The 21,404-nt window shown below is 40.3% G+C and carries 21 protein-coding genes and 1 tRNA gene; 11 read left to right on the top strand and 11 right to left on the bottom strand.

From position 1 onward, the window contains the following. Positions 1 to 2: 2 nt before the first annotated feature. From ACSVH6_RS10610 to ACSVH6_RS10570, 9 genes are all read right to left on the bottom strand, one after another. The gene (locus ACSVH6_RS10610; protein ID WP_438078284.1) at positions 3 to 1,946 is read right to left on the bottom strand and encodes a KUP/HAK/KT family potassium transporter; all 1,944 of its coding nucleotides are present in this window, start codon (positions 1,944 to 1,946) and stop codon (positions 3 to 5) included. Positions 1,947 to 2,065: 119 nt separating this feature from the next. Next, positions 2,066 to 2,752, bottom strand: a complete 687-nt coding sequence (locus ACSVH6_RS10605; protein ID WP_438078283.1) for a response regulator — start codon at positions 2,750 to 2,752, stop codon at positions 2,066 to 2,068. Next, entirely contained in the window at positions 2,745 to 3,848 is a 1,104-nt protein-coding gene (locus tag ACSVH6_RS10600) for an ATP-binding protein (RefSeq protein ID WP_438078281.1), read from the bottom strand. The genes ACSVH6_RS10605 and ACSVH6_RS10600 overlap by 8 nt, the downstream gene beginning before the upstream one ends. A gap of 122 nt (positions 3,849 to 3,970) precedes the next feature. Next, complete coding sequence (locus tag ACSVH6_RS10595) at positions 3,971 to 5,275, bottom strand: ABC transporter permease (RefSeq protein ID WP_438078278.1); 1,305 nt, start codon at positions 5,273 to 5,275, stop codon at positions 3,971 to 3,973. Then, positions 5,275 to 6,198, bottom strand: coding sequence for an ABC transporter ATP-binding protein (locus tag ACSVH6_RS10590; protein ID WP_438078276.1), 924 nt, complete (start codon positions 6,196 to 6,198; stop codon positions 5,275 to 5,277). The genes ACSVH6_RS10595 and ACSVH6_RS10590 overlap by 1 nt, the downstream gene beginning before the upstream one ends. Positions 6,199 to 6,389: 191 nt before the next feature. After that, the gene (gene dnaJ, locus ACSVH6_RS10585) at positions 6,390 to 7,511 is read right to left on the bottom strand and encodes a molecular chaperone DnaJ (RefSeq protein ID WP_438078274.1); all 1,122 of its coding nucleotides are present in this window, start codon (positions 7,509 to 7,511) and stop codon (positions 6,390 to 6,392) included. Between the two features lie 9 nt (positions 7,512 to 7,520). After that, the gene (locus ACSVH6_RS10580) at positions 7,521 to 8,090 is read right to left on the bottom strand and encodes a nucleotide exchange factor GrpE (protein WP_438078272.1); all 570 of its coding nucleotides are present in this window, start codon (positions 8,088 to 8,090) and stop codon (positions 7,521 to 7,523) included. A 275-nt stretch (positions 8,091 to 8,365) separates the two neighbouring features. Continuing rightward, a complete protein-coding gene (locus ACSVH6_RS10575) occupies positions 8,366 to 9,271 on the bottom strand; it encodes a TIGR01777 family oxidoreductase (protein WP_438078270.1) in 906 nt (301 codons plus the stop codon). Positions 9,272 to 9,344: 73 nt separating this feature from the next. Further along, a complete protein-coding gene (locus ACSVH6_RS10570) occupies positions 9,345 to 9,800 on the bottom strand; it encodes a DUF4442 domain-containing protein (RefSeq protein WP_438078268.1) in 456 nt (151 codons plus the stop codon). Between the two features lie 199 nt (positions 9,801 to 9,999). On the opposite strand from ACSVH6_RS10570, the gene ACSVH6_RS10565 reads away from it, so the two are divergent. The 6 genes from ACSVH6_RS10565 to ACSVH6_RS10540 all read left to right on the top strand — a co-directional run bounded on the left by ACSVH6_RS10565 (position 10,000) and on the right by ACSVH6_RS10540 (position 14,672). Continuing rightward, positions 10,000 to 10,455 carry a DUF4870 domain-containing protein gene (locus ACSVH6_RS10565; protein ID WP_438078266.1) on the top strand — a complete coding sequence of 152 codons (456 nt, stop codon included), beginning with the start codon at positions 10,000 to 10,002 and terminating at the stop codon, positions 10,453 to 10,455. Positions 10,456 to 10,512: 57 nt separating this feature from the next. Beyond that, on the top strand, positions 10,513 to 10,890 hold the full coding sequence (locus tag ACSVH6_RS10560) for a hypothetical protein (protein WP_438078264.1): 378 nt from the start codon (positions 10,513 to 10,515) through the stop codon (positions 10,888 to 10,890). Between the two features lie 79 nt (positions 10,891 to 10,969). After that, a complete protein-coding gene (locus ACSVH6_RS10555; protein ID WP_438078262.1) occupies positions 10,970 to 11,299 on the top strand; it encodes a PadR family transcriptional regulator in 330 nt (109 codons plus the stop codon). A gap of 5 nt (positions 11,300 to 11,304) precedes the next feature. Then, positions 11,305 to 13,014, top strand: coding sequence for a PspC domain-containing protein (locus ACSVH6_RS10550; protein ID WP_438078260.1), 1,710 nt, complete (start codon positions 11,305 to 11,307; stop codon positions 13,012 to 13,014). 2 nt (positions 13,015 to 13,016) lie between these two features. Beyond that, positions 13,017 to 13,757 carry a head GIN domain-containing protein gene (locus ACSVH6_RS10545; protein WP_438078258.1) on the top strand — a complete coding sequence of 247 codons (741 nt, stop codon included), beginning with the start codon at positions 13,017 to 13,019 and terminating at the stop codon, positions 13,755 to 13,757. A gap of 75 nt (positions 13,758 to 13,832) precedes the next feature. After that, entirely contained in the window at positions 13,833 to 14,672 is an 840-nt protein-coding gene (locus ACSVH6_RS10540; protein WP_438078256.1) for a GIN domain-containing protein, read from the top strand. 53 nt (positions 14,673 to 14,725) lie between these two features. Here ACSVH6_RS10540 and trxB read toward each other — a convergent pair whose 3' ends face one another. Both trxB and ACSVH6_RS10530 read right to left on the bottom strand, forming a co-directional pair. Beyond that, positions 14,726 to 15,673, bottom strand: a complete 948-nt coding sequence (trxB, locus tag ACSVH6_RS10535; RefSeq protein WP_438078253.1) for a thioredoxin-disulfide reductase — start codon at positions 15,671 to 15,673, stop codon at positions 14,726 to 14,728. A 305-nt stretch (positions 15,674 to 15,978) separates the two neighbouring features. After that, positions 15,979 to 16,053: transfer RNA gene (locus tag ACSVH6_RS10530), tRNA-Pro, on the bottom strand. 145 nt (positions 16,054 to 16,198) lie between these two features. On the opposite strand from ACSVH6_RS10530, the gene udk reads away from it, so the two are divergent. The 5 genes from udk (at position 16,199) to ACSVH6_RS10505 (ending at position 21,266) form a co-directional block, all read left to right on the top strand. Next, positions 16,199 to 16,807 (top strand): uridine kinase, encoded by a 609-nt coding sequence (udk, locus tag ACSVH6_RS10525; protein WP_438078251.1) that lies wholly within the window; start codon positions 16,199 to 16,201, stop codon positions 16,805 to 16,807. A 6-nt stretch (positions 16,808 to 16,813) separates the two neighbouring features. Then, positions 16,814 to 17,167, top strand: coding sequence for an FtsB family cell division protein (locus ACSVH6_RS10520; RefSeq protein ID WP_438078249.1), 354 nt, complete (start codon positions 16,814 to 16,816; stop codon positions 17,165 to 17,167). A 7-nt stretch (positions 17,168 to 17,174) separates the two neighbouring features. Further along, positions 17,175 to 18,536 carry a methylmalonyl-CoA mutase subunit beta gene (locus ACSVH6_RS10515; RefSeq protein WP_438078247.1) on the top strand — a complete coding sequence of 454 codons (1,362 nt, stop codon included), beginning with the start codon at positions 17,175 to 17,177 and terminating at the stop codon, positions 18,534 to 18,536. 2 nt (positions 18,537 to 18,538) lie between these two features. Continuing rightward, complete coding sequence (gene scpA, locus ACSVH6_RS10510; protein WP_438078245.1) at positions 18,539 to 20,665, top strand: methylmalonyl-CoA mutase; 2,127 nt, start codon at positions 18,539 to 18,541, stop codon at positions 20,663 to 20,665. Between the two features lie 190 nt (positions 20,666 to 20,855). Next, on the top strand, positions 20,856 to 21,266 hold the full coding sequence (locus tag ACSVH6_RS10505) for a hypothetical protein (protein ID WP_438078243.1): 411 nt from the start codon (positions 20,856 to 20,858) through the stop codon (positions 21,264 to 21,266). Positions 21,267 to 21,404 lie beyond the last annotated feature (138 nt).

Genomic DNA, 21,404 nt, shown 5'->3' with positions numbered 1-21,404 from the left:
TGCTATTTAAATTTTCGTTCTAAACAAATTTTGGTTTTTGGGCTATACACCATTGGGTATTCCTCTATCGCTACATCGCTTTTGTCCAAACCGAAAGCCCTTTCATCAGACAGCGATAGTTTTTTGAGCCAGAAATACGTGGTGAGCATCCAGCCTTCTTTGAAAGCAAATTCGTTTTCTACTGAAATAAATTTTTCAATGATGACAAACTTATAGTCCGGTTCGCAATTGTATTTAGTAGAGCCATCCGGCCGGATGTGCAGGTTAAGTTCTTTGCGTTCTACCAATTCCTGAACTATTTTTTTGAAATACAACTCCACTTTGGGCTGGACCCGAAAACCAACATTCAAAACCACTTTAATTACTTTATCGTCTAAAATCTCAACCACTTCATAATTTAATGCAAACGGATCATTGGTACGATTGATGTGTAAAAACCAATACACATCAGCACGTTTCGGCTTTTTGGCGAAAATGGATTTGATGATTTTCTCTTCGATTTCATAGGTTTTATCCGCTTTGGACAGGTAAATCAAATGCGTGGCATATTTTGGAATACTGTCGTCTTCGCTTAGTTCATTGAGCAATTGTGTCTGTTCTACCAAATTGGTAAACTTGAGAAAACGGTTGTTGATTTTACGGGAATAGTACCAGACATACATGACCATAAAAATGAACAGTTCAAAGAACAGGAACATCCATCGTTGTTTGATTTTGGACACATTGGCAATGAAGAAAGAGATTTCAATAACGGCGAAAACAATCAGGATGAGGGTCACCCAACTTTTGTGCACTTTCTTGATATAAACCAAATAATACATCAGTAGAACCGTGGTCATCATCATCGCAATGGTGATAGAAAACCCGTAAGCGGCTTCCATATTGGTGGAGTTTTTGAAATACAAAATCATCAGGATACAGCCAAACCACAAGATATTGTTGATGGACGGAATATAGATTTGTCCTTTCAAATTGGTGGGATTTTTAAGCGTTACTCTGGGCCAAAAGTTTAAAGATATGGCTTCATTAATCAATGTAAAAGAACCGCTGATGAGGGCCTGGGAGGCGATAATGGTGGCAAAGGTTGCAATGATTACCCCTATCAGTAAAAACCAGCTAGGCATGATTGCATAAAACGGATTTCTGCCTGCCAACAATTCGCCTTGATGTGCCATCAACCAGGCGGATTGTCCTAAATAATTCACTACCAAACTGATTTTGACAAACACCCAAGTGATGCGAATATTCTCTTTACCGCAATGTCCTAAATCGGAGTACAATGCTTCGGCTCCGGTAGTACAAAGAAAAACGGCACCCAATAGCCAAAACCCTTTGGGGTATTGTGTCAACAATTCGTAACCATAGATAGGATTGAGGGCTCTTAAAATTCCCGGATGATGCAGTATTTGGGAAAAGCCCAATACGAACAACATGCAAAACCAAATCAGCATCGCCGGTCCGAATATGGTTCCCACTTTATGAGTTCCGAAGCGCTGAAAGATAAACAAGCCTGAAAGAATAATGATTACAATTGGAATCGTCGGGATATCAGGAATGACATCGCCCAGCCCCTCGACCGCCGAGGCTACGGATATGGGGGGTGTGATAATTCCGTCTGCCAACAAAGTGGTAGCGCCCAGAATTGTAGGGATGACCAATCTCCCTTTGCCAAAACGTTTGACCAACGCATAGAGCGAAAACACGCCGCCTTCGCCGTGATTATCGGCGGAAAGCGTCAGGAAAATGTATTTGAAAGTCGTTTGAAATGTCAGTGTCCAAAACACACAGGAAACACCGCCGTAGACTAAGAGTTCGGAGATGGGTCTTTTTTCGCTGATGATGGCTTTCATCACATAAAGCGGACTGGTTCCGATGTCGCCATAAATGATACCCAGTGCTACTATCAAGGTTATCGCGGTTACTTTTTGAGGGGTGGAAAGATTCATATTCAAATGGTTAGATTGTTATACTTTATACATGAGAAGAAAAAATAAGGCATGCGTCGTCCTGTGTGGGTTCCTACAGGAGCTTCCACAAAGTGATTTGTATCGATAAATGAAAAAAATTAGCCGGAGTTAAAGCGGTAACCTACGCCCGATTCGGTGAGGATGTATTTCGGTCGATTGGGATCTTCTTCTATTTTTTTGCGAAGCTGGGCCACAAAAACCCTGAGATACTGTGTTTGCTCCGCATAGGCATTGCCCCAGATTTCTTTTAATATATATTGGTGTGTCAGCACGCGCCCGTCATTTTTTAACAACAAAGTCAACAGGTTGTATTCGGTAGCGGTCAGTTTTAAGATTTCGTCTTTGACTTTGATGATGCGGGAAGCAAAATCTACGGTAATCGAACCAAAGGCTATGACGGGTTCCTGACTTTGACTGAAAGTACCGCGCAACGCCGTTCTAATACGGGCCAAGAGTTCCTGAGTCCTGAATGGTTTGGTCAGGTAATCATTAGCACCACTGTCTAATGCTTTTACTATTTCTTCTTCGGTGCTTTTTACGGAAAGAATGATGACAGGGTTTTGATACCAATCGCGCAATTGCTTTAAGACAACCTGGCCGTCCTCATCGGGTAGTCCTAAGTCTAATAAAATTAAATCGGGTTGGTGACTGGCCGCCATAGCGATTCCTTCTCTGGCATTGACGGCAAAGAGTAACTTGTAGCCGTTTGCCTCGAGTGTTATCTCCAACAGCTTTCTGATTTGACTTTCGTCATCAATGACTAATATGGAAAACCCATTACTCATTTTCGACGGTATTAGTGAATAAACAATCAACGGCAAAACTCATTTCGAACACAGCACCTCCTTCTTCTGCATTACTGAGTTTGATGGTCCCATTTTGAGCTTCTACAAACCCTTTTACAATAGACAACCCCAAGCCGGTCCCTCCTGTTTTTGAATTTTGCAGGCGGTAGAATTTGTCAAAGGCTTTGCTGATTTCTTCTTCGGGAAATCCATAACCATCATCGGCTATTGTAATAATGCACTTTTTAATGAGGTCTATATGATTTTCATAATCGGCATCGACATCATAGCGTGCTTCAATCTTAATTTGCGCTCCTATGGGAGTGTATTGAGAAGCATTGTAAATCAGATTGTACAGAATTTGTTCCATCAAACCATAATCTAACTTAAACAGCGGTAGATTCTCTTCTACCGTAATCAGCAATTTATGATGTTGTAATTCATCTGTTAGTCGGTTACAGACGTTATAGATTAGTTCTTTGACATCACACCAATCCAGTTTGGGTTGGATATACCCTGATTCTAAGCGTGACATGTTAAGTAGATTCTCTACCTGATAATTGAGCTTCATGGAAGCCTTCTCTATTGCATCAAACAAATTGGCTTTGCTGTCATTGGACAAGGTTACGTTTTCCTGTTGGAGAGTATCAATAGAACCTATAATCGTAGCAATGGGTGTGCGTAACTCGTGTGACAGGGAATCCAATAACGTATTGTACAATTTCATAGTATTGGCACGGGCTTCTTTCATGTGAACAGCCTTTTGCATCCGCTTAATCTTATAGGTCAACACGGCATTAATCAAAGCTATGATAAAAAACAACAAGAGTAACAAAGCATCTTGCGCATTGTCGATGTGTAACGTGTAGTAGGGTTTTATAAAAATAAAATCCAACGCTAAGGCACTTAACAGTGCGGCGAGTAATACCGGTTTTATTTCTAAAAAAATGGCTAAAACGGACACCAAAAACAGCAACAGATACCCAATGATTTTGTAATCAATGACATCTCTGACTGTAAGTCCCAATAAGGAAATCAGAGTGACTGAAAGTACACTTATCAGGTATTGTCTGGTTTCATTTTTGGGAGCTACCATTTCTTTGTTTCTTATGATGGGACAAAGTTACGGCATTCGTTATAAGTAGAATATAAGGGAAGCAATCGAAAGTATAAAGATTTTATAAAGATTATACTTCATAAAACCTTTATATACTTTTCTTAATATTTCATCCACTTAATGAGTTCTCTCCAGGTTGGCTTTTTACCATACATTAAGATTCCTACGCGGTAGATTTTGGCGGCAAACCATACTACGCCCAGGAAGGTTCCAAAGAGCAAGAGCATAGAAACAATGATTTGCCATAGCGGTACCCCAAACGGAATACGCATCATCATTACTATAGGCGAGGTTAACGGTATCATGGAAAAGATGGTAGCTATGTTCCCGTGAGGATCGTTCATTACCGTAAAGAAGCCAATGTAAACACCTAAGATTAACGGCATAATGATAGGCAACAGGAATTGCTGGGAATCGGTTTCATTATCAACGGCCGCTCCGATAGAAGCGTAAAAAGAACTGTATAGAAAGTACCCTCCGATGAAGTAAATAATAAAGGAGATTAGTATCGTCGCAATCGGTAGGTTCCACAATTCTTTAATATACATCTGAATGTCACTGCCTGCGGCATGTTGTGCAGCCTGCATGGCCTGAGTTTGCGCTCCTGAAGTAGCTCCCATATGCACGCCAAACATGCTTGACATCACAAACATGGCGGTTAAACCCAACAAAGCCCAAATGAGGAATTGCAGAATTCCGGCCAGAGAGGTGCCTATAATTTTTCCCATCATCAGTTGGAACGGTTTTACCGAAGAGATAATCACTTCAATGATACGCGATGTTTTTTCTTCGATGACGCTGCGCATCACCATATTGCCGTATAAAATGATAAACATCATGATGAGATACCCAAAAGCCCCTCCGATGATGATTTTAATTTCGTTCAGTCCTTTCAGAGCTTGTTCGCCCGAAGCCTTTTCCAGATTGATGGACACATCTGCTTTAGCATTATTTATTTTAAGCGTATCCAAACCGGCTTGCTGAAAATTCTCTGCTGTAATTTTTTTGGCAATCACATCTTCGAGATCTGCAATAAAACCAACACTTGGGCTGTCATTGGAAATGAATTCTATTCCTTTTTGAAGTTGGGCATTATTACTCGTTTTCGGAATAATCAACAACCCTTCATAACTTTCTCTGACGATGCTGTCTTTCAGCACTTTTAAATCTACCTGAGACAAATCGAGGTATTTGTATTCTTCATCATTTTTGAATTCGTTTACAAAACGCCCGGTCTCATCATGAATGGCAATGGTTTTCAAATCGGCTTTCATCGTACTCAGATAACCTACAAAAACACCGATAGCCACAAACAGCAGCGGACTCAAAAAAGTCATGACGATAAACGATTTGTTGCGGACTTTAGCAACAAATTCTCTTCTGATAATAAGTAGTAGTTTATTCATTATTTCTCGCTTACGGTTTGGATAAAAATATCGTTCATGCTCGGAATCTTTTCGACAAAGTGGGTGACCTGACCACGTTGTACCAAGGTATTCAAAAGCTCGTTCGGAGTGGCTGTTCCCAGATTTATTTCCAGTTTCAACTCGTCATTCAGCGATTTGAAATCCGTAGGAGACAAGGTGAATTTTTGGGTCAAATCATACATCAAGCCTTCCACATTTTCCGTCAGAATCCCTACTTCATAGTTGTTGGTTCGGTATTGTCTTTTGACGTCAGACAGCTTGCCTTCGATAAGTTTATTGGATTTATGAATTAAGGCAATGTAATCGCACATTTCTTCTACACTTTCCATACGGTGTGTTGAAAAGATAATTGAAGTGCCCTGTTTGTTCAATTCTATAATCTCGTCTTTAATCAAATTGGCATTCACCGGGTCAAACCCTGAGAACGGTTCATCAAGAATAAGCAATTTAGGTTTGTGCAATACAGTCACCACAAATTGGATTTTCTGGGCCATTCCTTTGGAAAGTTCTTGGATTTTTTTGTTCCACCAGCCTTGAATCTCCAACCGATTAAACCAATAATCGAGTTCTCTTTTGGCTTCAGCTTTAGTCAATCCTTTTAATTGTGCCAAATACAAGCACTGCTCGCCTACTTTCATCGTTTTGTACAAACCGCGTTCTTCGGGCATATACCCAATCATGCTGACATGCTCGGGTTTAAGTTTTTCACCGTCCAGAATTATACCACCGCTGTCGGGCATGGTAATTTGGTTGATGATTCGGATAAGGGAAGTTTTTCCTGCACCATTGGGTCCTAACAATCCGTAAATACTGCCTTTGGGAACAGTTAGTGAAACCGAGTTGAGTGCGGTGTAATCCCCATACTGTTTTACAACTTGGTTTACCTCAAGAATATTGCTCATACCTGCTTTAGTTTATTTCATCTGTTCGGCCTTAATGGCCCCGAGTGTGTAAAAATAGGGATTTGAGTCAAAAATAATGTTAAGGAAAACAAAAAACCCACCCTTATTGTAACACAAGGATGGGAAAAATTGCTATGAAAAAGAAATTACCTGTTTCCAAGTAATACCCAAATATAAAACTATTTTTTATATTATGAAAACATATCTTTCACTTTTTCAAAAAAAGATTTGTCACTTTTTTCAGGTTTAGGGATAAAATTTTCATCTGTCAATGCTTTTTCAAAAAACTGACGCTGTTCTTTGGTCAACGATTTTGGAGTCCAAACATTAACATGTACCAGTAAATCTCCATTTCCGTAGTTGTTTAAGCTCGGAATTCCCTTTCCTTTTAATCTTAAAATCTTACCTGATTGAATCCCTTCCTCTAATTTGATTCTTACCTTTCCGTTAACCGCCTCAATCTCTTTGGAAGCACCCAAAGCAGCTTCAGCAACACTGATGTATAAATCATAATGAAGGTTTTCACCTTCACGCTTCAAGAATTCGTGTTCCAGTTCCTCTATGGCTACAATTAAATCACCGGGAATTCCATTACCCGGGGCATCGTTTCCTTTGCCTGAAACCTTCAACTGCATTCCATCTACCACGCCTGCCGGAATTTTGATAGAAACAGTTTCGTCTTCCAAAATCATTCCGTGCGCATCCGCATTATTAGGTTTGCTTTCGATGGTTTGACCGGTACCCCCGCAAACATGACAAGTTGTAGCGGATTGCATTCTGCCCAAAATGGTATTGGTTACACGCAATACCTGACCTTGTCCGTTACATGTGGAGCACGTTTTATATTTTACGCCGGGCGCCTGCACCTTACGTTTGACTTTCACTTTTTTCTCTACGCCATTGGCAATTTCTTCCAAGGTTAACTTTACCTTAATACGAAGGTTGCTTCCTTTCGCACGACGCTGACCTGATCCGCCGCCGAATCCGCCGAATCCGCCGCCGCCAAAAGCTCCTCCGAAGATGTCTCCAAACTGGCTGAAGATATCATCCATATTCATATGGTGTCCACCGCCAAATCCGCCTGCACCGTCAAAAGCAGCGTGACCGTACTGATCATACTTGGCTTTTTTATCAGGATCGCTCAGCACCTCATAAGCCTCAGCCGCGGTTTTAAAATTTTCTTCGGCCTCCTTATTCCCCGGATTTTTATCGGGATGAAATTCTATAGCTTTCTTACGGTATGCTTTTTTAATCTCCTCAGCAGAAGCATTTTTTGAAACCCCTAATATTTCGTAAAAATCTTTTTTGCTCATAATACTATCTTATTGACCAATTACCACTTTTGGGAAACGGATAATTTTGTCACCCAGTTTATATCCTTTTTCCACAACGTCAACAATTTTGCCTTTCAACTCATCCGAAGGTGCCGGAATTTGAGTGATTGCTTCGGCAAAATCGGCATTAAAATCATCACCCGCTTTGATTTCAACTTGTTCCAAGCCTTTTGACACTAAAGTTGTTTTTAGCTTCTCGTGAATCAACTCCACTCCTTTCAACAAAAGTTCGTCTTCTGATTTGGCAATTTGAACCATCGCTCTGTCAAAATCGTCCAAAACAGGCAACATGGCCTGTAATACTTCCTGATTGGCAGTTTTAAACAGGTCAATACGTTCTTTTGCCGTTCTTTTTTTAAAGTTTTCAAACTCAGCAAAAAGGCGGAGAAACTTATCTTTCTCTTTGGCTAAATCTTCTTCCAACTTAGCTTCAACGCTCAGTTCTTCAGCGGTTTCAACTTCATTCACCACGTTTTCAGTTTCGTTTTCAATAGGTTCTTTATCCGTGTTTTCCGTATTCATTTCTGTTTTATTTTTAAATATATTTTTAATTTTCATTTGCATTATTTGGATTGCAAAAGTACTGCCAATTCTTTTAAAATGTCAAATTGTCATTGTTTTTTATTAAACAATTTGCAAGAGCAGCGGTAATAGAACAACTCTTTCTTAATCAAAATTTAATATAATTTTAAGACTATTAGGTTTTCGTTTTCGGTAGATTTGTTCTCAACAAATAAGACAACTATCATTAACAGGTTAGCCCATAGCTGTAAAATTATTAATTCAACAATCTTTATAGTAAAAAAAAGTGCTGTCAATAACAGCACTTTTTTTTATGAATACAGGTCTCTGAGAGCCTCGTCAATATTCGTAAACCTAAACTGAAATCCGTCAGCCATTGCCTTTTCGGCACTCAGATTCTTGCTTGAAAAAAGCAAATAAGCCATTTCGCCCAACACTAATTTCATTACAAACTCAGGAACATTGGGGAGAAACAAAGGCTTTTTCAATACCTTGGCGATTGATTTAGTCATAACCGCATTACTTACCACTTGAGGAGAGACTGCGTTATAAACCCCTTCCCACTGTTGTTCCGCCGCTCGATAATACAAGCGAACCAAATCATCTATATGAATCCATGATTGCATTTGCCTACCCGAGCCCATGACAGCGCCCATTCCTAATATTATAGGTTTTGCCATTACGGGTAACGCGCCGCCATCTTTTGACAATACCAGTCCCGTACGGAGCTTACAGACTTTCAAACCTAATACATGAAAACGATTTATGCTCTCTTCCCATTTTTTTACTACCTGCGACAAGAAACTATCTTCTGTCTCGGTAGTATCTTCAGTGTAAACTTTATCAAAACTTTCCGGATAAATTGCGGTACCCGAAGCCGAAATAATTTGTTTGACCTGGTGAGGTGTCTTTCGTATCAAGTTATACAACAATTCGGCTGACAAGGTGCGGCTTTCTATGATTTCCTGCTTATAAGCAGGGGTCCAACGCTTGGCAATACTAGCACCGGCCAAATGAATAATAACGTCCACACCATAAATACAACTTTCGTCTATTTTGCCTTGTTGCGGATTCCAGTAAAAACCTGTGCTTCCCGGTAATTCTTCCGTTTTTGACTTAGAGGTCGTCAAATAATGAACCGAGTGTTTATTCTTTAAAAAAAGTTTGACTAACTCTTTCCCTATTAAACCTGTTGCTCCCGTAATTAAAACTCTCATAGTGCGTACATTTCTCCAAAGTTACAATCTAAAAGACACTAAAGGAAGATAATTATAATGGGTTTAACTTTTGTTACAGCTTGACTTTGATACTCCATTCAAAATTGAATTCCGAAACCAAATCTCCTGTTTCATCAGTTGCAACCGACTTTAGCCAAACCGTCTGCCCTTCTCCGGTAATTATGGCTTTTTGAATCACTTCTGCCACTAAATCTCCGTCATTACAGACAAAACTAATTCTGCCGGTCGCTTTTTTGGTATAATGTCCGTTATTATTAGTCACTAACATTGAGATTCGTTTTTCACTTTTTCTTATTTGCATCATCATCAGGGCTCCTGTAGTGAGTTCTGCCGCCATAGTTTGGACAGCAAAATAAATCGAATGAAAAGGATTTTGATTAAACCATTTATGCTTTATTGTAACCACACATTGTTGTTCAGAAATTAATTTCACCCGCACACCACACCAAAAAGCGGAAGGCAACTTGAAAAATAAAAAAGCGTGTATTCTGGCTGGAGAAAATTTCATAAAGGCTTGGTTTTGCTATAAAAGTAGTAAAATTTAAATGACTTCCAAGTATTCTTCAAATGTTAACATTTTGTTAAATTTAAGTACTTTGTATTGCATAATACCTTTTTTTGATTGTATCTTTGTATAAGAAATTAATAGGGTATCAATAGTATTATCGAAAAAAGTTTCAATCATTAATCAATAAACAATCAAAATCATGACAACAACAAATGAAAAAAACACTGCCACTTTACTCCATCTGAGTACTTTGACACAATATATTATCCCGTTGGGGAATTATATTTTTCCGGTACTTATTTGGAGTGCTAAAAAGAATGACTCTGAATATGTAGATCAAAACGGCAAAAATGTATTGAATTTTCAATTGAGCATTTTAATCTATTCTATAATATTATGTTTGATTGCTATTCCGATTCTTGTTTATACACTTTTCAAAAATGGTCCTTTTCATACTGAGATTCATAATGACGAATTACTGTTCAAAAGTTTTTGCAACGGAGAATTGAGTGGTGTAGCTGTTTTGGGAATCGTAGCCGTTTTGATTTTCTTTTTTATCAAGGTAATCGAATTTATATTAATCATACATGCCGCGGTCAAAGCCTCTAACGGCGAGAGTTACAAATATCCCTTAAGTATTCCGTTTTTTAAGTAATCAATAAAAAACAACATCATAAACAATCATCAATCATTAATTTAAATCAATCAAAAAATGAAACAGTTAATCTTAATCACAGCGTTTTTAATGGCCATGACTACCAAATTATTGGCACAGAACAAAAATGGTATTGAAGTTAAAAGCTTCACAAAACAAACAAACGAATTCAAAGCAGCCGAAAAAGAAAATCATCAGTTCGAAATTACGGCCCATGAAGATGTAGATGTTAATTTAAAATTCAGTTTAAAAACGGAAGGCAATGTTGACATTGTTGTAAAAGACACAAAAGACAAGGTGGTTTTTACAAAAAAAATTAAAAAATCAGGCGATAACAGACTGGCCTTTTCCATGGAAGAAAATGAAAAGTATGTTGTAACCTTGGACGGAGACAAACGCGCCAAACTGATTCTGCAGGTTTCTGAAAATCAATAATCATCAATCTCAATCAATCAATCAATCAATCATCAATCAAGAAACGAGTAGTTAATCCCAAAAAATTAAATCATGTATTATGAATATTGAAAACACAAAAGCTCAGATGCGTAAAGGTGTTTTAGAATTTTGTATCTTGTCTGTCTTAAAAGAAAAAGATGCGTACACCTCTGAAATATTAGACACTTTAAAAAACGCCAGATTGCTTGTAGTAGAAGGTACTGTTTATCCGCTACTGACAAGATTGAAAAACGATGGTTTACTCAACTACCGTTGGGAAGAATCCACTTCGGGGCCACCCAGAAAATACTATGGCTTAACCGAATTAGGAAAAACATTTTTAACCGAATTGAATGGTACCTGGACTGAATTGTCAGACGCCGTAAACATCATAACCAATCAAAAATAACAATCATGAACAAAACAGTAAATATTAATATAGGTGGTTTATTTTTTCATATAGATGAAGATGCATACCAAAAGTTATCTCGGTATTTCGAGGCTATAAAACGCTCTCTTTCCAATTCCTCCGGTAAAGATGAAATCATGAAAGACATTGAAATGCGTGTGGCCGAATTGCTTACAGAAAAACAAAAAAGCGACAAACACGTAATTAATATCAAAGATGTAGATGAAGTAATCGTAGTGATGGGGCAACCCGAAGATTACCGTATTGACGACGACGGTGCCGATGCGCCAACTGAAAACTACACTTCTAAAAGAAGAAAATTATACCGTGATAAAGACCGTGGTTTGATTGGAGGCGTTTGTACCGGTTTAGGACACTACTTCGGTGTGGATTCGGTTTGGATCAAAATCATTTTTATCCTTTTAATTTGGGCTGGCGGTACCGGTTTGATTGCGTATTTAATTTTCTGGATTGCTACTCCTGAAGCGGTAACCACTTCTGAAAAACTGGAGATGACCGGGGAGCCTGTCACCATTTCAAATATTGAAAAGAAAGTCCGTGAAGAATTTGAAAGCGTATCCAACAAATTCAAAAACGTGGATTATGACAAAATGGGCAACCAGGTAAAAACCGGTGCTGAAAGAGCTGCTGACAATTTTGGCGATGTCATGATTAAAATATTCGGGGTATTTGCCAAAGTCTTAGGATCTTTTATCATGATCTTCTCCGCTTTTGCTTTGTTGGGAATTTTAATTGCCGGTATCATTATGATGTTCTCATCTACCATGCCGTCTAATACCATTTTGAATCACATCAATACTCCTATCGGTTTAGAAACCCCTTTGTGGGCACAGGGAATTTTATTCATCTTTGCCTTTGGAATTCCGTTCTTTTTTATGCTGATTTTAGGATTAAAATTATTGGTTACTAACCTTCGTTCTATCGGAAATGTGGCTAAATATACATTGTTAGCCGTTTGGATTATTGCGGTGGGAATCCTAATATCATTAGGCATTAACGAAGCGACGCAACTTGCCTTCGATGGAAAAACAGTTAAGAAAGAAACCATCAATCTAACTCCGAAAGACACGTTACAGATTAAGTTTGTAAACAATGATTTCTTCTCTAAAAACGTTCGGAATCACGAAGATTTTATGTTCACTCAGGATTCAACGAAACACGAAGTGATTTATTCCAACAATGTAACTCTTGAAATAAAAGGAACCGACAAAGCTTTGCCGTATCTGCAAATTGAAAAATTGGCCAAAGGAAAATCATACAGCGAAGCCAATACTAGAGCAGAAAAAATAAAATACGGATACAAGATTATCGGAAATCAATTAATTTTGGATAATTATTTGCTGACTGAGATTGCCAGCAAATACAGAGACCAACATGTAGAATTGTTTTTATACCTGCCTAAAGGAACTTTATTCAAAGTAGACGAAAGCGTACAAGAATATGACGAGTCTGATAACGAGTACTTCAATTTGCACTTCAGCTCTGACGACTACGTTTACAGAGTAGACACCAATCAGGTAAAATGCTTGACCTGTCCACCAGAGGAAGATGATTACAACGATGTGGAAAACGGAAACATGATCAAAGCCGATTCAATACCTCCGGTGCCACCGGTACCTAACACACCCCCTACTGCGGGAAAATCAGGAGAGTTGACCGTTGGTCCCAATGGAGTAATCATTAAAACAAAATAATTATGGTAAAATTCGTTGTTCTTCGCTCCAATTTAATCGCTGCTGCCCTTGTTGCCCTAACTTGCACTGCTTGTCAAACACATATCAATCTGGGTAATGGTATTGACGGCAACGGCAATGTAACTTCTGAAACCCGCAATGTGGGAAACAATTTTACCAAAATTGATGTCAGCCGCGGTTTAACGGTAACCTTAGAACGTGATGACAACTATAAGGTAGAAGTGGAAGCCGATGAAAATTTGCAGAACCACATAACCACGCGAACAGAAAACGGAACATTGTTCATCTCAACCGATGAAAACATTGATGAAGCCAGCGCTAAAAATGTACATGTAAAAATGCCTACGCTCACCGCCATAGAGGCCAGTAGTGGTTCCTCCGTAAGTACCTATAACACTTTTAAAGGCACCGATTTATTTGTAAAATCCAGCAGTGGCAGCAATGCTGAGCTAACTATAGAATTTGACAACATCAAATGCGAAACCACCAGCGGCAGCAGTTTGACCGTAAAAGGAAAAGCATTGCAGTTAAAAACTGCCTCTTCCAGTGGCAGTACTATAGATGCCGGGCAGCTATTGGTAAATGATGTCATTGCAGAAGCTACCAGCGGCAGCAACATCAATGTTCATCCTATAGTAAGCTTGAACGGTAAAGCCTCCAGCGGAAGTTCTGTGGATTACAGGGGCAATCCTAAAACGGTAACCAAAGAAGAAACTTCGGGCGGAAGCGTTTCGAAAGAATAAGTTAATAAAAACATTCCAATGAAAATTGGGATGTTTTTTTTTTCTATTTTTGACGGAACTAACTTGCCGACCTACATGAAAAAAATTATTTTAGTCAGTTTCCTTTGTATCGCTGCTGCTTCTTTTGCCCAAAAAAAAGAAAAAGTAAAAGGTTCCAAAATTGTAAAACTGGAACAAAAACAAATTGACAGTTTCGAAAGCCTTGAGGTGGAAGATAATCTGGAAGTCTTTTTGGTTAAAGGTAATGAGTGCGCTCTGGAAATTGAGGCCGATGATAATTTAATTGAATTTGTAGACTATAAACTCGCCGGCAACAACCTCCGGATTTCTACTTCTAAAGATTTAACAAGTTACAAAAAACTCAGCGTGCGTGTAACCTATACAGACAAATTCAACATGGTTATCGCAAAAGACGAAACCAATGTTACAGCCTTGTCCGACGTCACTTTAGACGATATTACCTTTAAAAGTTTTGATTATGCCAAATTGTTTTTGAATGCCAAAACCAAAAACTTTACGCTGATGGCCAATGACAAATCAAAGGTAGAACTCAATTTAAAATCCCAAAAAACGGCCATCGATATCAGCAAAAGCGCTTATGTAAAAGCTTTAATTTCTTCGGGCGAAATGAAATTTGACATGTATCAAAAATCGTCAGCCGAAATAGAAGGTGATATTATCGACTTAAAACTCCGTTTAGACAACAATACCGATTTTACCGGTAAAAAACTAACAGCCAAAAACGCAACTTTAGAAACTGCAGGGTATAGTAAAAGCAGCATCAACATCAGTAACATAGCCACCATCGATGCTTCCGGCAATTGCGAAGTAGAAATTTACGGTGAACCGGTAAAATACGAAGTCAAACGTTTTGCGGACAATGCCCAACTCCAAAAGAAACCCACGACAAAATAAAAAACAAAAAATCCCCGTTTACCGGGGATTTTTTTTATCTGTAGAATTCTAAACTATTCTAATGATGCTAAGTAGCGTTCGGCATCCAAAGCAGCCATACAACCTGTTCCTGCTGCTGTAATCGCCTGGCGGTAAACATGATCAGCAGCATCTCCGGCTACAAACACGCCAGGCACATTGGTTTTTGAACTTCCGGGTACATTTACTATATAACCGGTTTCATCCAGCGTAATATAATCGGCAAAAATATCCGTATTCGGTTTGTGACCGATAGCCACAAAGAACCCAGTTGCCGGAATTTCTCTTTCCTCACCCGTTGCTGTATTTTTAACTTTAACCGAAGTAACCACCTGCCCGTCTCCAACCACCTCCACGGTAGAAGTATTGGTTAAGATTTCAATGTTCTCGGTTTTACGAACGCGCTCTTCCATAATTCGTGACGCTCTGAATTTGTCCGTACGCACCAACATCGTCACTTTTTTACACAATTTCGACAAGTAATGGGCTTCTTCACAAGCCGAATCCCCTGCTCCTACAATCACTACTTCCTGATTTCGGTAAAAGAATCCGTCACAAACAGCACAAGCAGAAACACCGCCACCCATTTGCAAATAATGTTGTTCTGAAGGTAATCCCAAATATTTGGCCGAAGCCCCGGTTGAAATAATCACCGTTTCAGCATGTATTTCGGTGGTTTCATTAACCCATACTTTGTGCGGCGCAGCCGAAAAATCTACTTTGGTAACCCAGCCATCACGAATATCAGTACCGAAACGTTTGGCTTGCTCCTGTAGCTGCACCATCATTTCAGGACCGGTAACTCCATCAGGATAGCCCGGAAAATTTTCTACTTCATTGGTGGTGGTCAATTGTCCACCGGGTTGCGTTCCTTGGTATAAAACCGGATTCATATTGGCTCTGGCGGCATAAATTGCGGCGGTATAACCAGCAGGTCCCGAACCTATAATAAGGCATTTAATTTTTTCTATAGTATCTGACATGATGTGAAGTTTAATTTGGTCGCAAAGGTAAACTTTTAAGTAAAATAGAGAATACAAAGTGGATTGCAATTGCCTATAAGTTTATAACAAAATGCAATAAAACTGTTGAAAACAGAAAAAGTGTTTGTTGTAGTACATTATGCTTTTATCGGGGTGGATGATTCCATAGCTGTTGCAAAATCTGAGCTGGAATGATTCCTTAAATATTTTATTCCTGTGGATTTCCTGTTTTTAAAAAACCGTAACAAGTTGATTTGGTTTTAAATGAAAAAATCCTTTCTGTTTTCACAGAAAGGATTTACTCGTCGGGGTGGCAGGATTCGAACCTGCGACCTCCTGGTCCCAAACCAGGCGCGATGACCGGGCTACGCTACACCCCGAAATTGTGGGGCAAATATACCAATATAAATCAGGAATCAAAATCTTTTTTTAAAGTTTTATTCTTTTTCAACATTTTGTCAAAAACCAAAGTCACTTTCGATATAATTTCTATTTTTGTTGGGTATAAAATTAACACAACTACTTATGCTTATTATTGGAATTGCCGGAGGAACAGGAAGTGGAAAAACGACTGTAGTTCACCAGATTATGAATGAATTACCCCAAACAGAAGTGGGTGTATTGTCTCAAGATTCCTATTACAAAGAAAATAATAATTTAAGCTTCGAAGAAAGAGCTTTAGTCAATTTTGACCATCCCCGAGCCATCGATTTTGAGCTTTTGGTGCAACACCTCAAAGATTTAAAGGAAGGAAAAACCATCGAACAGCCCGTTTATTCATTTATTACACACAACAGAACTGACGATACTATCGTTACCCATCCGCGAAAAGTTATGATTGTTGAAGGAATTTTAATCCTGACCAATCCGGAACTTCGTGAATTGTTTGATGTCAAAGTATTTGTACATGCTGATTCAGACGAACGTTTGATTCGCCGTTTGAAAAGGGATATCGCTGAGCGCGGCCGTGATATGGAAGAAGTGCTCAACCGTTATCAAACGACGCTCAAGCCCATGCACCAACAATTCATTGAGCCTACCAAAGCCTTTGCCGATATCATCATCCCGAACGACAAATACAATACTGTAGCCATCGACGTGGTGAGAGCCGTAATCAACCAGCGAATTACCTAATATTATATGAGTTTCTTTAAAAACCTTACCGACAACTACCCTATCCTCAAAATACTCGGGAACCGGTATGTTATTGTTTTGGTTTTTTTTACGGTATGGATGCTCTTTCTGGACAATACCTCCTATATGGAACACCGCATCCTCAACAAACAACTGGACGAACTCGAGGATAATAAAAAATACTATCAGGATGAGATTAAGAAGGATGAAGAAAATATCAAACTCCTTAAGAACCCGGACCAAATTGAAAAATACGCTCGCGAAAAATACTATATGAAACGCGACAGCGAAGACATCTACATTATCGAGTTTGAAGGCGATTCCCTCAAAGAAGAGCAATCAAAATCAAAATCTTTATAAAAACATCATGGCTGAAAAATTATTTGATGAGTTCGAATCGGTGAGTTCCAAACAATGGAAACAACAGATTCAATACGAACTCAAAGGCGCCGACTATAATGATACCCTCGTATGGGAAAGTCCCGAAGGGATTAAGGTAAAACCTTTTTACCACAACGATGAAGCTATTGCGTCATCGGGAGTCAGTACTCCTGAGCACCCTTTTGTCATTCTTCAGAACATTTATGTTCACGATGTGGCCCTGTCCAACAAAAGAGCGCTTGACACCCTAAACCGCGGTGCCGAAAGCATTCGATTTACTATAGAAAACGAAACCGTATCAGTCGAAGATTTGATGCAAAACCTGCCATTAGAAACGACTTCTTATTTTTTCCATTTGCCGTTTCTCTCGGTCGATTTCATCGCTAAAGTCAATGCCTTTGCTGCCAAGACCCAGGCCAATATTACGCTGCAAATTGACCCTGTCGGCCAATTGGCCAAAGACGGCAATTGGTTTGAAAATCTGGACAAAGACTTTGAAAAGCTTAACACTATTGCTACCCAAACTACGGTTCCTTTTCTGAGCATCAGCTCCGGAATTTACCAGAACGCCGGTGCCAACCTGGTACAACAGTTGGCTTATACTTTGGCGCACGCCAACGAGTATTTTAACCGAATCAACCGTATCAGCCAACCACTGACTATCGAGGTTTCGGTAGGCACCAACTATTTCTTTGAAATCGCAAAGCTGAGAGCGTTACGCTTACTGTTTACCACACTGGCTAAAGAATACAACCACAATGGAGATTGCCATATTATGGCGACACCAAGCAAACGCAACAAAACGTTGTACGATTACAACGTCAACATGCTGCGCACGACTACCGAATGCATGAGCGCTATTTTAGGCGGTGCCGATACCGTGGCCAATTTACCGTACGACGCTTTGTATCATAAAGACAATGAATTTGGAGACCGAATTGCACGGAACCAATTACTGGTGCTCAAACACGAAAGTTATTTTGACAAGGTAAACAACCCTGCCGATGGGGCTTACTATATCGAAACACTAACCCAACAATTAGCGGAAAAAGCCTTGGCGTTATTCAAAGAAATTGAAGCCAAAGGCGGATGGATTACGCAACTCATTGAAGGCAACATTCAAAAGAAAATCAGCGAAAGTGCTGCCAAAGAACAAGAGTTATTTGACAACGGAAAAGAAATTTTGTTGGGCACCAACAAGTACCCGAACAAAAATGACAAAATGAAGCACGACCTGGAACTGTACCCGTTTGTGAAACAAAATCCACGCAAAACATTAATCATCCCGATTATTGAAAAGCGTTTGTCCGAAAAAATGGAACAGGAACGATTAGCACAGGAGGAATAATCATGAGAAAAGACATCCAACATATCAACTTGGAAAAAACCAACTTGAAACCTCAAACCTCAAACTTGGAACAAAACTTCCTTACCGCCGAAGGTATCGAGGTTAAATCATCTTACTCCGAAGCCGATACCGAAAACCTGGAACATCTTGGTTTTGGTGCGGGCTTTGCCCCTAACCTACGTGGCCCATATGCGACCATGTACGTACGCCGCCCGTGGACCATTCGCCAGTATGCCGGTTTCTCTACCGCTGAGGAAAGTAATGCTTTTTACAGAAGAAATCTGGCGGCCGGACAAAAAGGACTCTCCGTAGCCTTTGACCTGGCCACCCACCGCGGTTATGACTCTGACCACGAACGCGTAGTAGGAGACGTAGGGAAAGCAGGTGTAGCCATCGACTCGGTGGAAGACATGAAGATTTTGTTTGACCAGATTCCGTTAAACGAAATGTCGGTTTCCATGACCATGAACGGCGCCGTGTTGCCCATCATGGCTTTTTACATTGTAGCGGCTGAAGAACAAGGCGTGGCTCCCGAATTGCTTTCGGGCACCATACAAAATGATATCCTGAAGGAGTTTATGGTGCGCAACACCTACATCTACCCGCCTACACCTTCCATGAAAATCATTGCCGATATCTTTGAATATACCAGCAAAAAAATGCCCAAATTCAACTCCATATCCATCTCGGGCTACCACATGCAGGAAGCCGGTGCCACGGCGGATATTGAGTTGGCCTACACCCTGGCTGACGGACTGGAATATATTCGGACCGGCTTAGCCGCCGATATGAAAATAGATGAGTTTGCTCCTCGCCTCTCGTTCTTTTGGGCCATCGGAATGAACCATTTTATGGAAATCGCCAAGATGCGTGCCGCAAGAATGCTTTGGGCAAAATTACTGAAACAGTTCGAACCGAAAGACGAAAAGTCGTTAGCCTTGCGAACCCATTGCCAAACTTCTGGTTGGAGTTTAACCGAACAAGACCCGTTTAATAACGTGGCCCGTACGGCTATTGAAGCGGCGGCTGCCGCCTTTGGCGGAACCCAGTCATTACACACCAATGCCTTAGACGAAGCGATTGCCCTGCCTACTGATTTCTCAGCACGTATTGCCCGTAATACCCAGATATTTTTACAGGAAGAAACCAAGATTTGTAAAACGGTCGACCCTTGGGCCGGCAGTTATTACGTTGAAAGTCTTACTGCCGAGATAGCCGAAAAAGCCTGGGCGTTGATTGAAGAAGTGGAAGCCTTGGGCGGTATGACCAAAGCCATCGAAGCCGGTATTCCGAAGCTCCGCATCGAAGAAGCAGCGGCTCGCAAACAAGCGCGTATTGACAGTGCTCAGGACATCATCGTGGGCGTGAACAAATACCGTTTGGAGAAAGAAGACCCCTTACACATTTTGGATGTCGACAACCAAATGGTGCGCAAACAACAAATTGAACGTCTGAACCACATCAAAGCCACCCGCGACAACGATAAAGTAAAAGCCTGCTTAGCCCAATTGACCGACAGTGCTCAAAACGGAACTGAAAATTTACTATCTTTAGCCGTAGAAGCGGCACGAAACCGAGCCACACTGGGAGAAATCAGTGAGGCCCTCGAAGCCGTTTTCGGAAGGTATAAAGCACAAATCAGAAGTTTCAGCGGCGTGTACAGTAAAGAAATCAAAAACGATCAGAGCTTTGAAAAAGCCAAACAATTGGCCGACGCTTTCGCGGCGAAAGAAGGTCGTCGTCCGCGTATCATGATTGCCAAAATGGGACAGGACGGACACGACCGCGGTGCCAAAGTAGTGGCCACCGGCTATGCCGATGTCGGTTTTGACGTGGACATTGGTCCGTTGTTTCAAACCCCGGCCGAAGCGGCCAAACAAGCGGTAGAAAACGATGTACATATCTTAGGCGTTTCTTCCCTGGCTGCCGGACACAAAACACTGGTACCACAGGTAATCGAAGAACTCAAAAAATACGGCCGTGAGGACATCATGGTTATAGTGGGCGGTGTTATCCCGGCACAGGATTACCAATTCTTATTTGATGCGGGAGCTGTAGCTGTGTTTGGTCCCGGAACCAAAATCAGTGATGCAGCCATCAGCATTTTAGAAGTACTGTTGGAGGATTAGTTTTTCAGTCACAGTTGACTCATAACAAATATCAGCACCCGCTCTTTAGCGGGTGTTTTTTTTGCTTAGGGCTGTCAAATTAAACCAAAAAAACCACTGTATAACCATTGATTTTTTGTAACTTTATAGTAGCAATCAGTGTATTGCCGGTCGCAGTAAACTGGTTTTGTAACCCTAAAAATCAAATGATATGAAAGCAACAAAAAGATTGGGTGTATGGCTTGACCACTCCGTAGCCCGTTTGATGGAATACAGCGTTGAAAATCATCAGGTAAAAACCCTGGAGTCCGATATCAAAGGATTGGACCATCAAGAAGGCGTTCAGCATAGTGAGAGCCTATTACACCACAAAGAAAACCAAAACATCAAAGCCTTTTACAAAGACATTATTGCGGTGCTCCAAAACTATGATGAAATCGTCCTCTTTGGCCCTACCAGCGCCAAGACCGAGTTGTACAACCTCATCCGCGAGGACCACAAATACGACCATCTGAAGATTGAAACCAAGCCGGCCGATAAAATGAGTCCGGCGGAAGAACACGCCTTTGTGGTGCACCATTTTAAAACCGTACTCAACTACGAAAGTCCGTATACGAAATAACAACACCACTGCAACGAAAAAGCACTCACTGTAAAGTGGGTGTTTTTTTTTGACTAAACTTAGCTGAAAACTTGTTGACAAGTAGCCCGCAATGCTTACAATCGTAGGCGGGCCAATTGTAGGCGTCATTTTAATTTT

The sequence above is a fragment of the Flavobacterium sp. XGLA_31 genome (assembly GCF_051547105.1).
GTDB lineage: Bacteria > Bacteroidota > Bacteroidia > Flavobacteriales > Flavobacteriaceae > Flavobacterium.
This window is presented reverse-complemented; position numbering and strand designations above follow the sequence as displayed.

Coding starts and splice junctions, on each gene's coding strand:
- ACSVH6_RS10515 (WP_438078247.1), top strand. CDS start 17,175: ATGGCTGAAAAATTATTTGATGAGTTCGAATCGGTGAGTTCCAAACAA.
- ACSVH6_RS10550 (WP_438078260.1), top strand. CDS start 11,305: ATGAACAAAACAGTAAATATTAATATAGGTGGTTTATTTTTTCATATA.
- ACSVH6_RS10610 (WP_438078284.1), bottom strand. CDS start 1,946: ATGAATCTTTCCACCCCTCAAAAAGTAACCGCGATAACCTTGATAGTA.
- ACSVH6_RS10570 (WP_438078268.1), bottom strand. CDS start 9,800: ATGAAATTTTCTCCAGCCAGAATACACGCTTTTTTATTTTTCAAGTTG.
- ACSVH6_RS10565 (WP_438078266.1), top strand. CDS start 10,000: ATGACAACAACAAATGAAAAAAACACTGCCACTTTACTCCATCTGAGT.
- ACSVH6_RS10520 (WP_438078249.1), top strand. CDS start 16,814: ATGAGTTTCTTTAAAAACCTTACCGACAACTACCCTATCCTCAAAATA.
- ACSVH6_RS10540 (WP_438078256.1), top strand. CDS start 13,833: ATGAAAAAAATTATTTTAGTCAGTTTCCTTTGTATCGCTGCTGCTTCT.
- ACSVH6_RS10560 (WP_438078264.1), top strand. CDS start 10,513: ATGAAACAGTTAATCTTAATCACAGCGTTTTTAATGGCCATGACTACC.
- ACSVH6_RS10600 (WP_438078281.1), bottom strand. CDS start 3,848: ATGGTAGCTCCCAAAAATGAAACCAGACAATACCTGATAAGTGTACTT.
- scpA (WP_438078245.1), top strand. CDS start 18,539: ATGAGAAAAGACATCCAACATATCAACTTGGAAAAAACCAACTTGAAA.
- ACSVH6_RS10580 (WP_438078272.1), bottom strand. CDS start 8,090: ATGAAAATTAAAAATATATTTAAAAATAAAACAGAAATGAATACGGAA.
- ACSVH6_RS10605 (WP_438078283.1), bottom strand. CDS start 2,752: ATGAGTAATGGGTTTTCCATATTAGTCATTGATGACGAAAGTCAAATC.
- ACSVH6_RS10505 (WP_438078243.1), top strand. CDS start 20,856: ATGAAAGCAACAAAAAGATTGGGTGTATGGCTTGACCACTCCGTAGCC.
- ACSVH6_RS10575 (WP_438078270.1), bottom strand. CDS start 9,271: ATGAGAGTTTTAATTACGGGAGCAACAGGTTTAATAGGGAAAGAGTTA.
- ACSVH6_RS10595 (WP_438078278.1), bottom strand. CDS start 5,275: ATGAATAAACTACTACTTATTATCAGAAGAGAATTTGTTGCTAAAGTC.
- ACSVH6_RS10590 (WP_438078276.1), bottom strand. CDS start 6,198: ATGAGCAATATTCTTGAGGTAAACCAAGTTGTAAAACAGTATGGGGAT.
- ACSVH6_RS10555 (WP_438078262.1), top strand. CDS start 10,970: ATGAATATTGAAAACACAAAAGCTCAGATGCGTAAAGGTGTTTTAGAA.
- dnaJ (WP_438078274.1), bottom strand. CDS start 7,511: ATGAGCAAAAAAGATTTTTACGAAATATTAGGGGTTTCAAAAAATGCT.
- trxB (WP_438078253.1), bottom strand. CDS start 15,673: ATGTCAGATACTATAGAAAAAATTAAATGCCTTATTATAGGTTCGGGA.
- ACSVH6_RS10545 (WP_438078258.1), top strand. CDS start 13,017: ATGGTAAAATTCGTTGTTCTTCGCTCCAATTTAATCGCTGCTGCCCTT.
- udk (WP_438078251.1), top strand. CDS start 16,199: ATGCTTATTATTGGAATTGCCGGAGGAACAGGAAGTGGAAAAACGACT.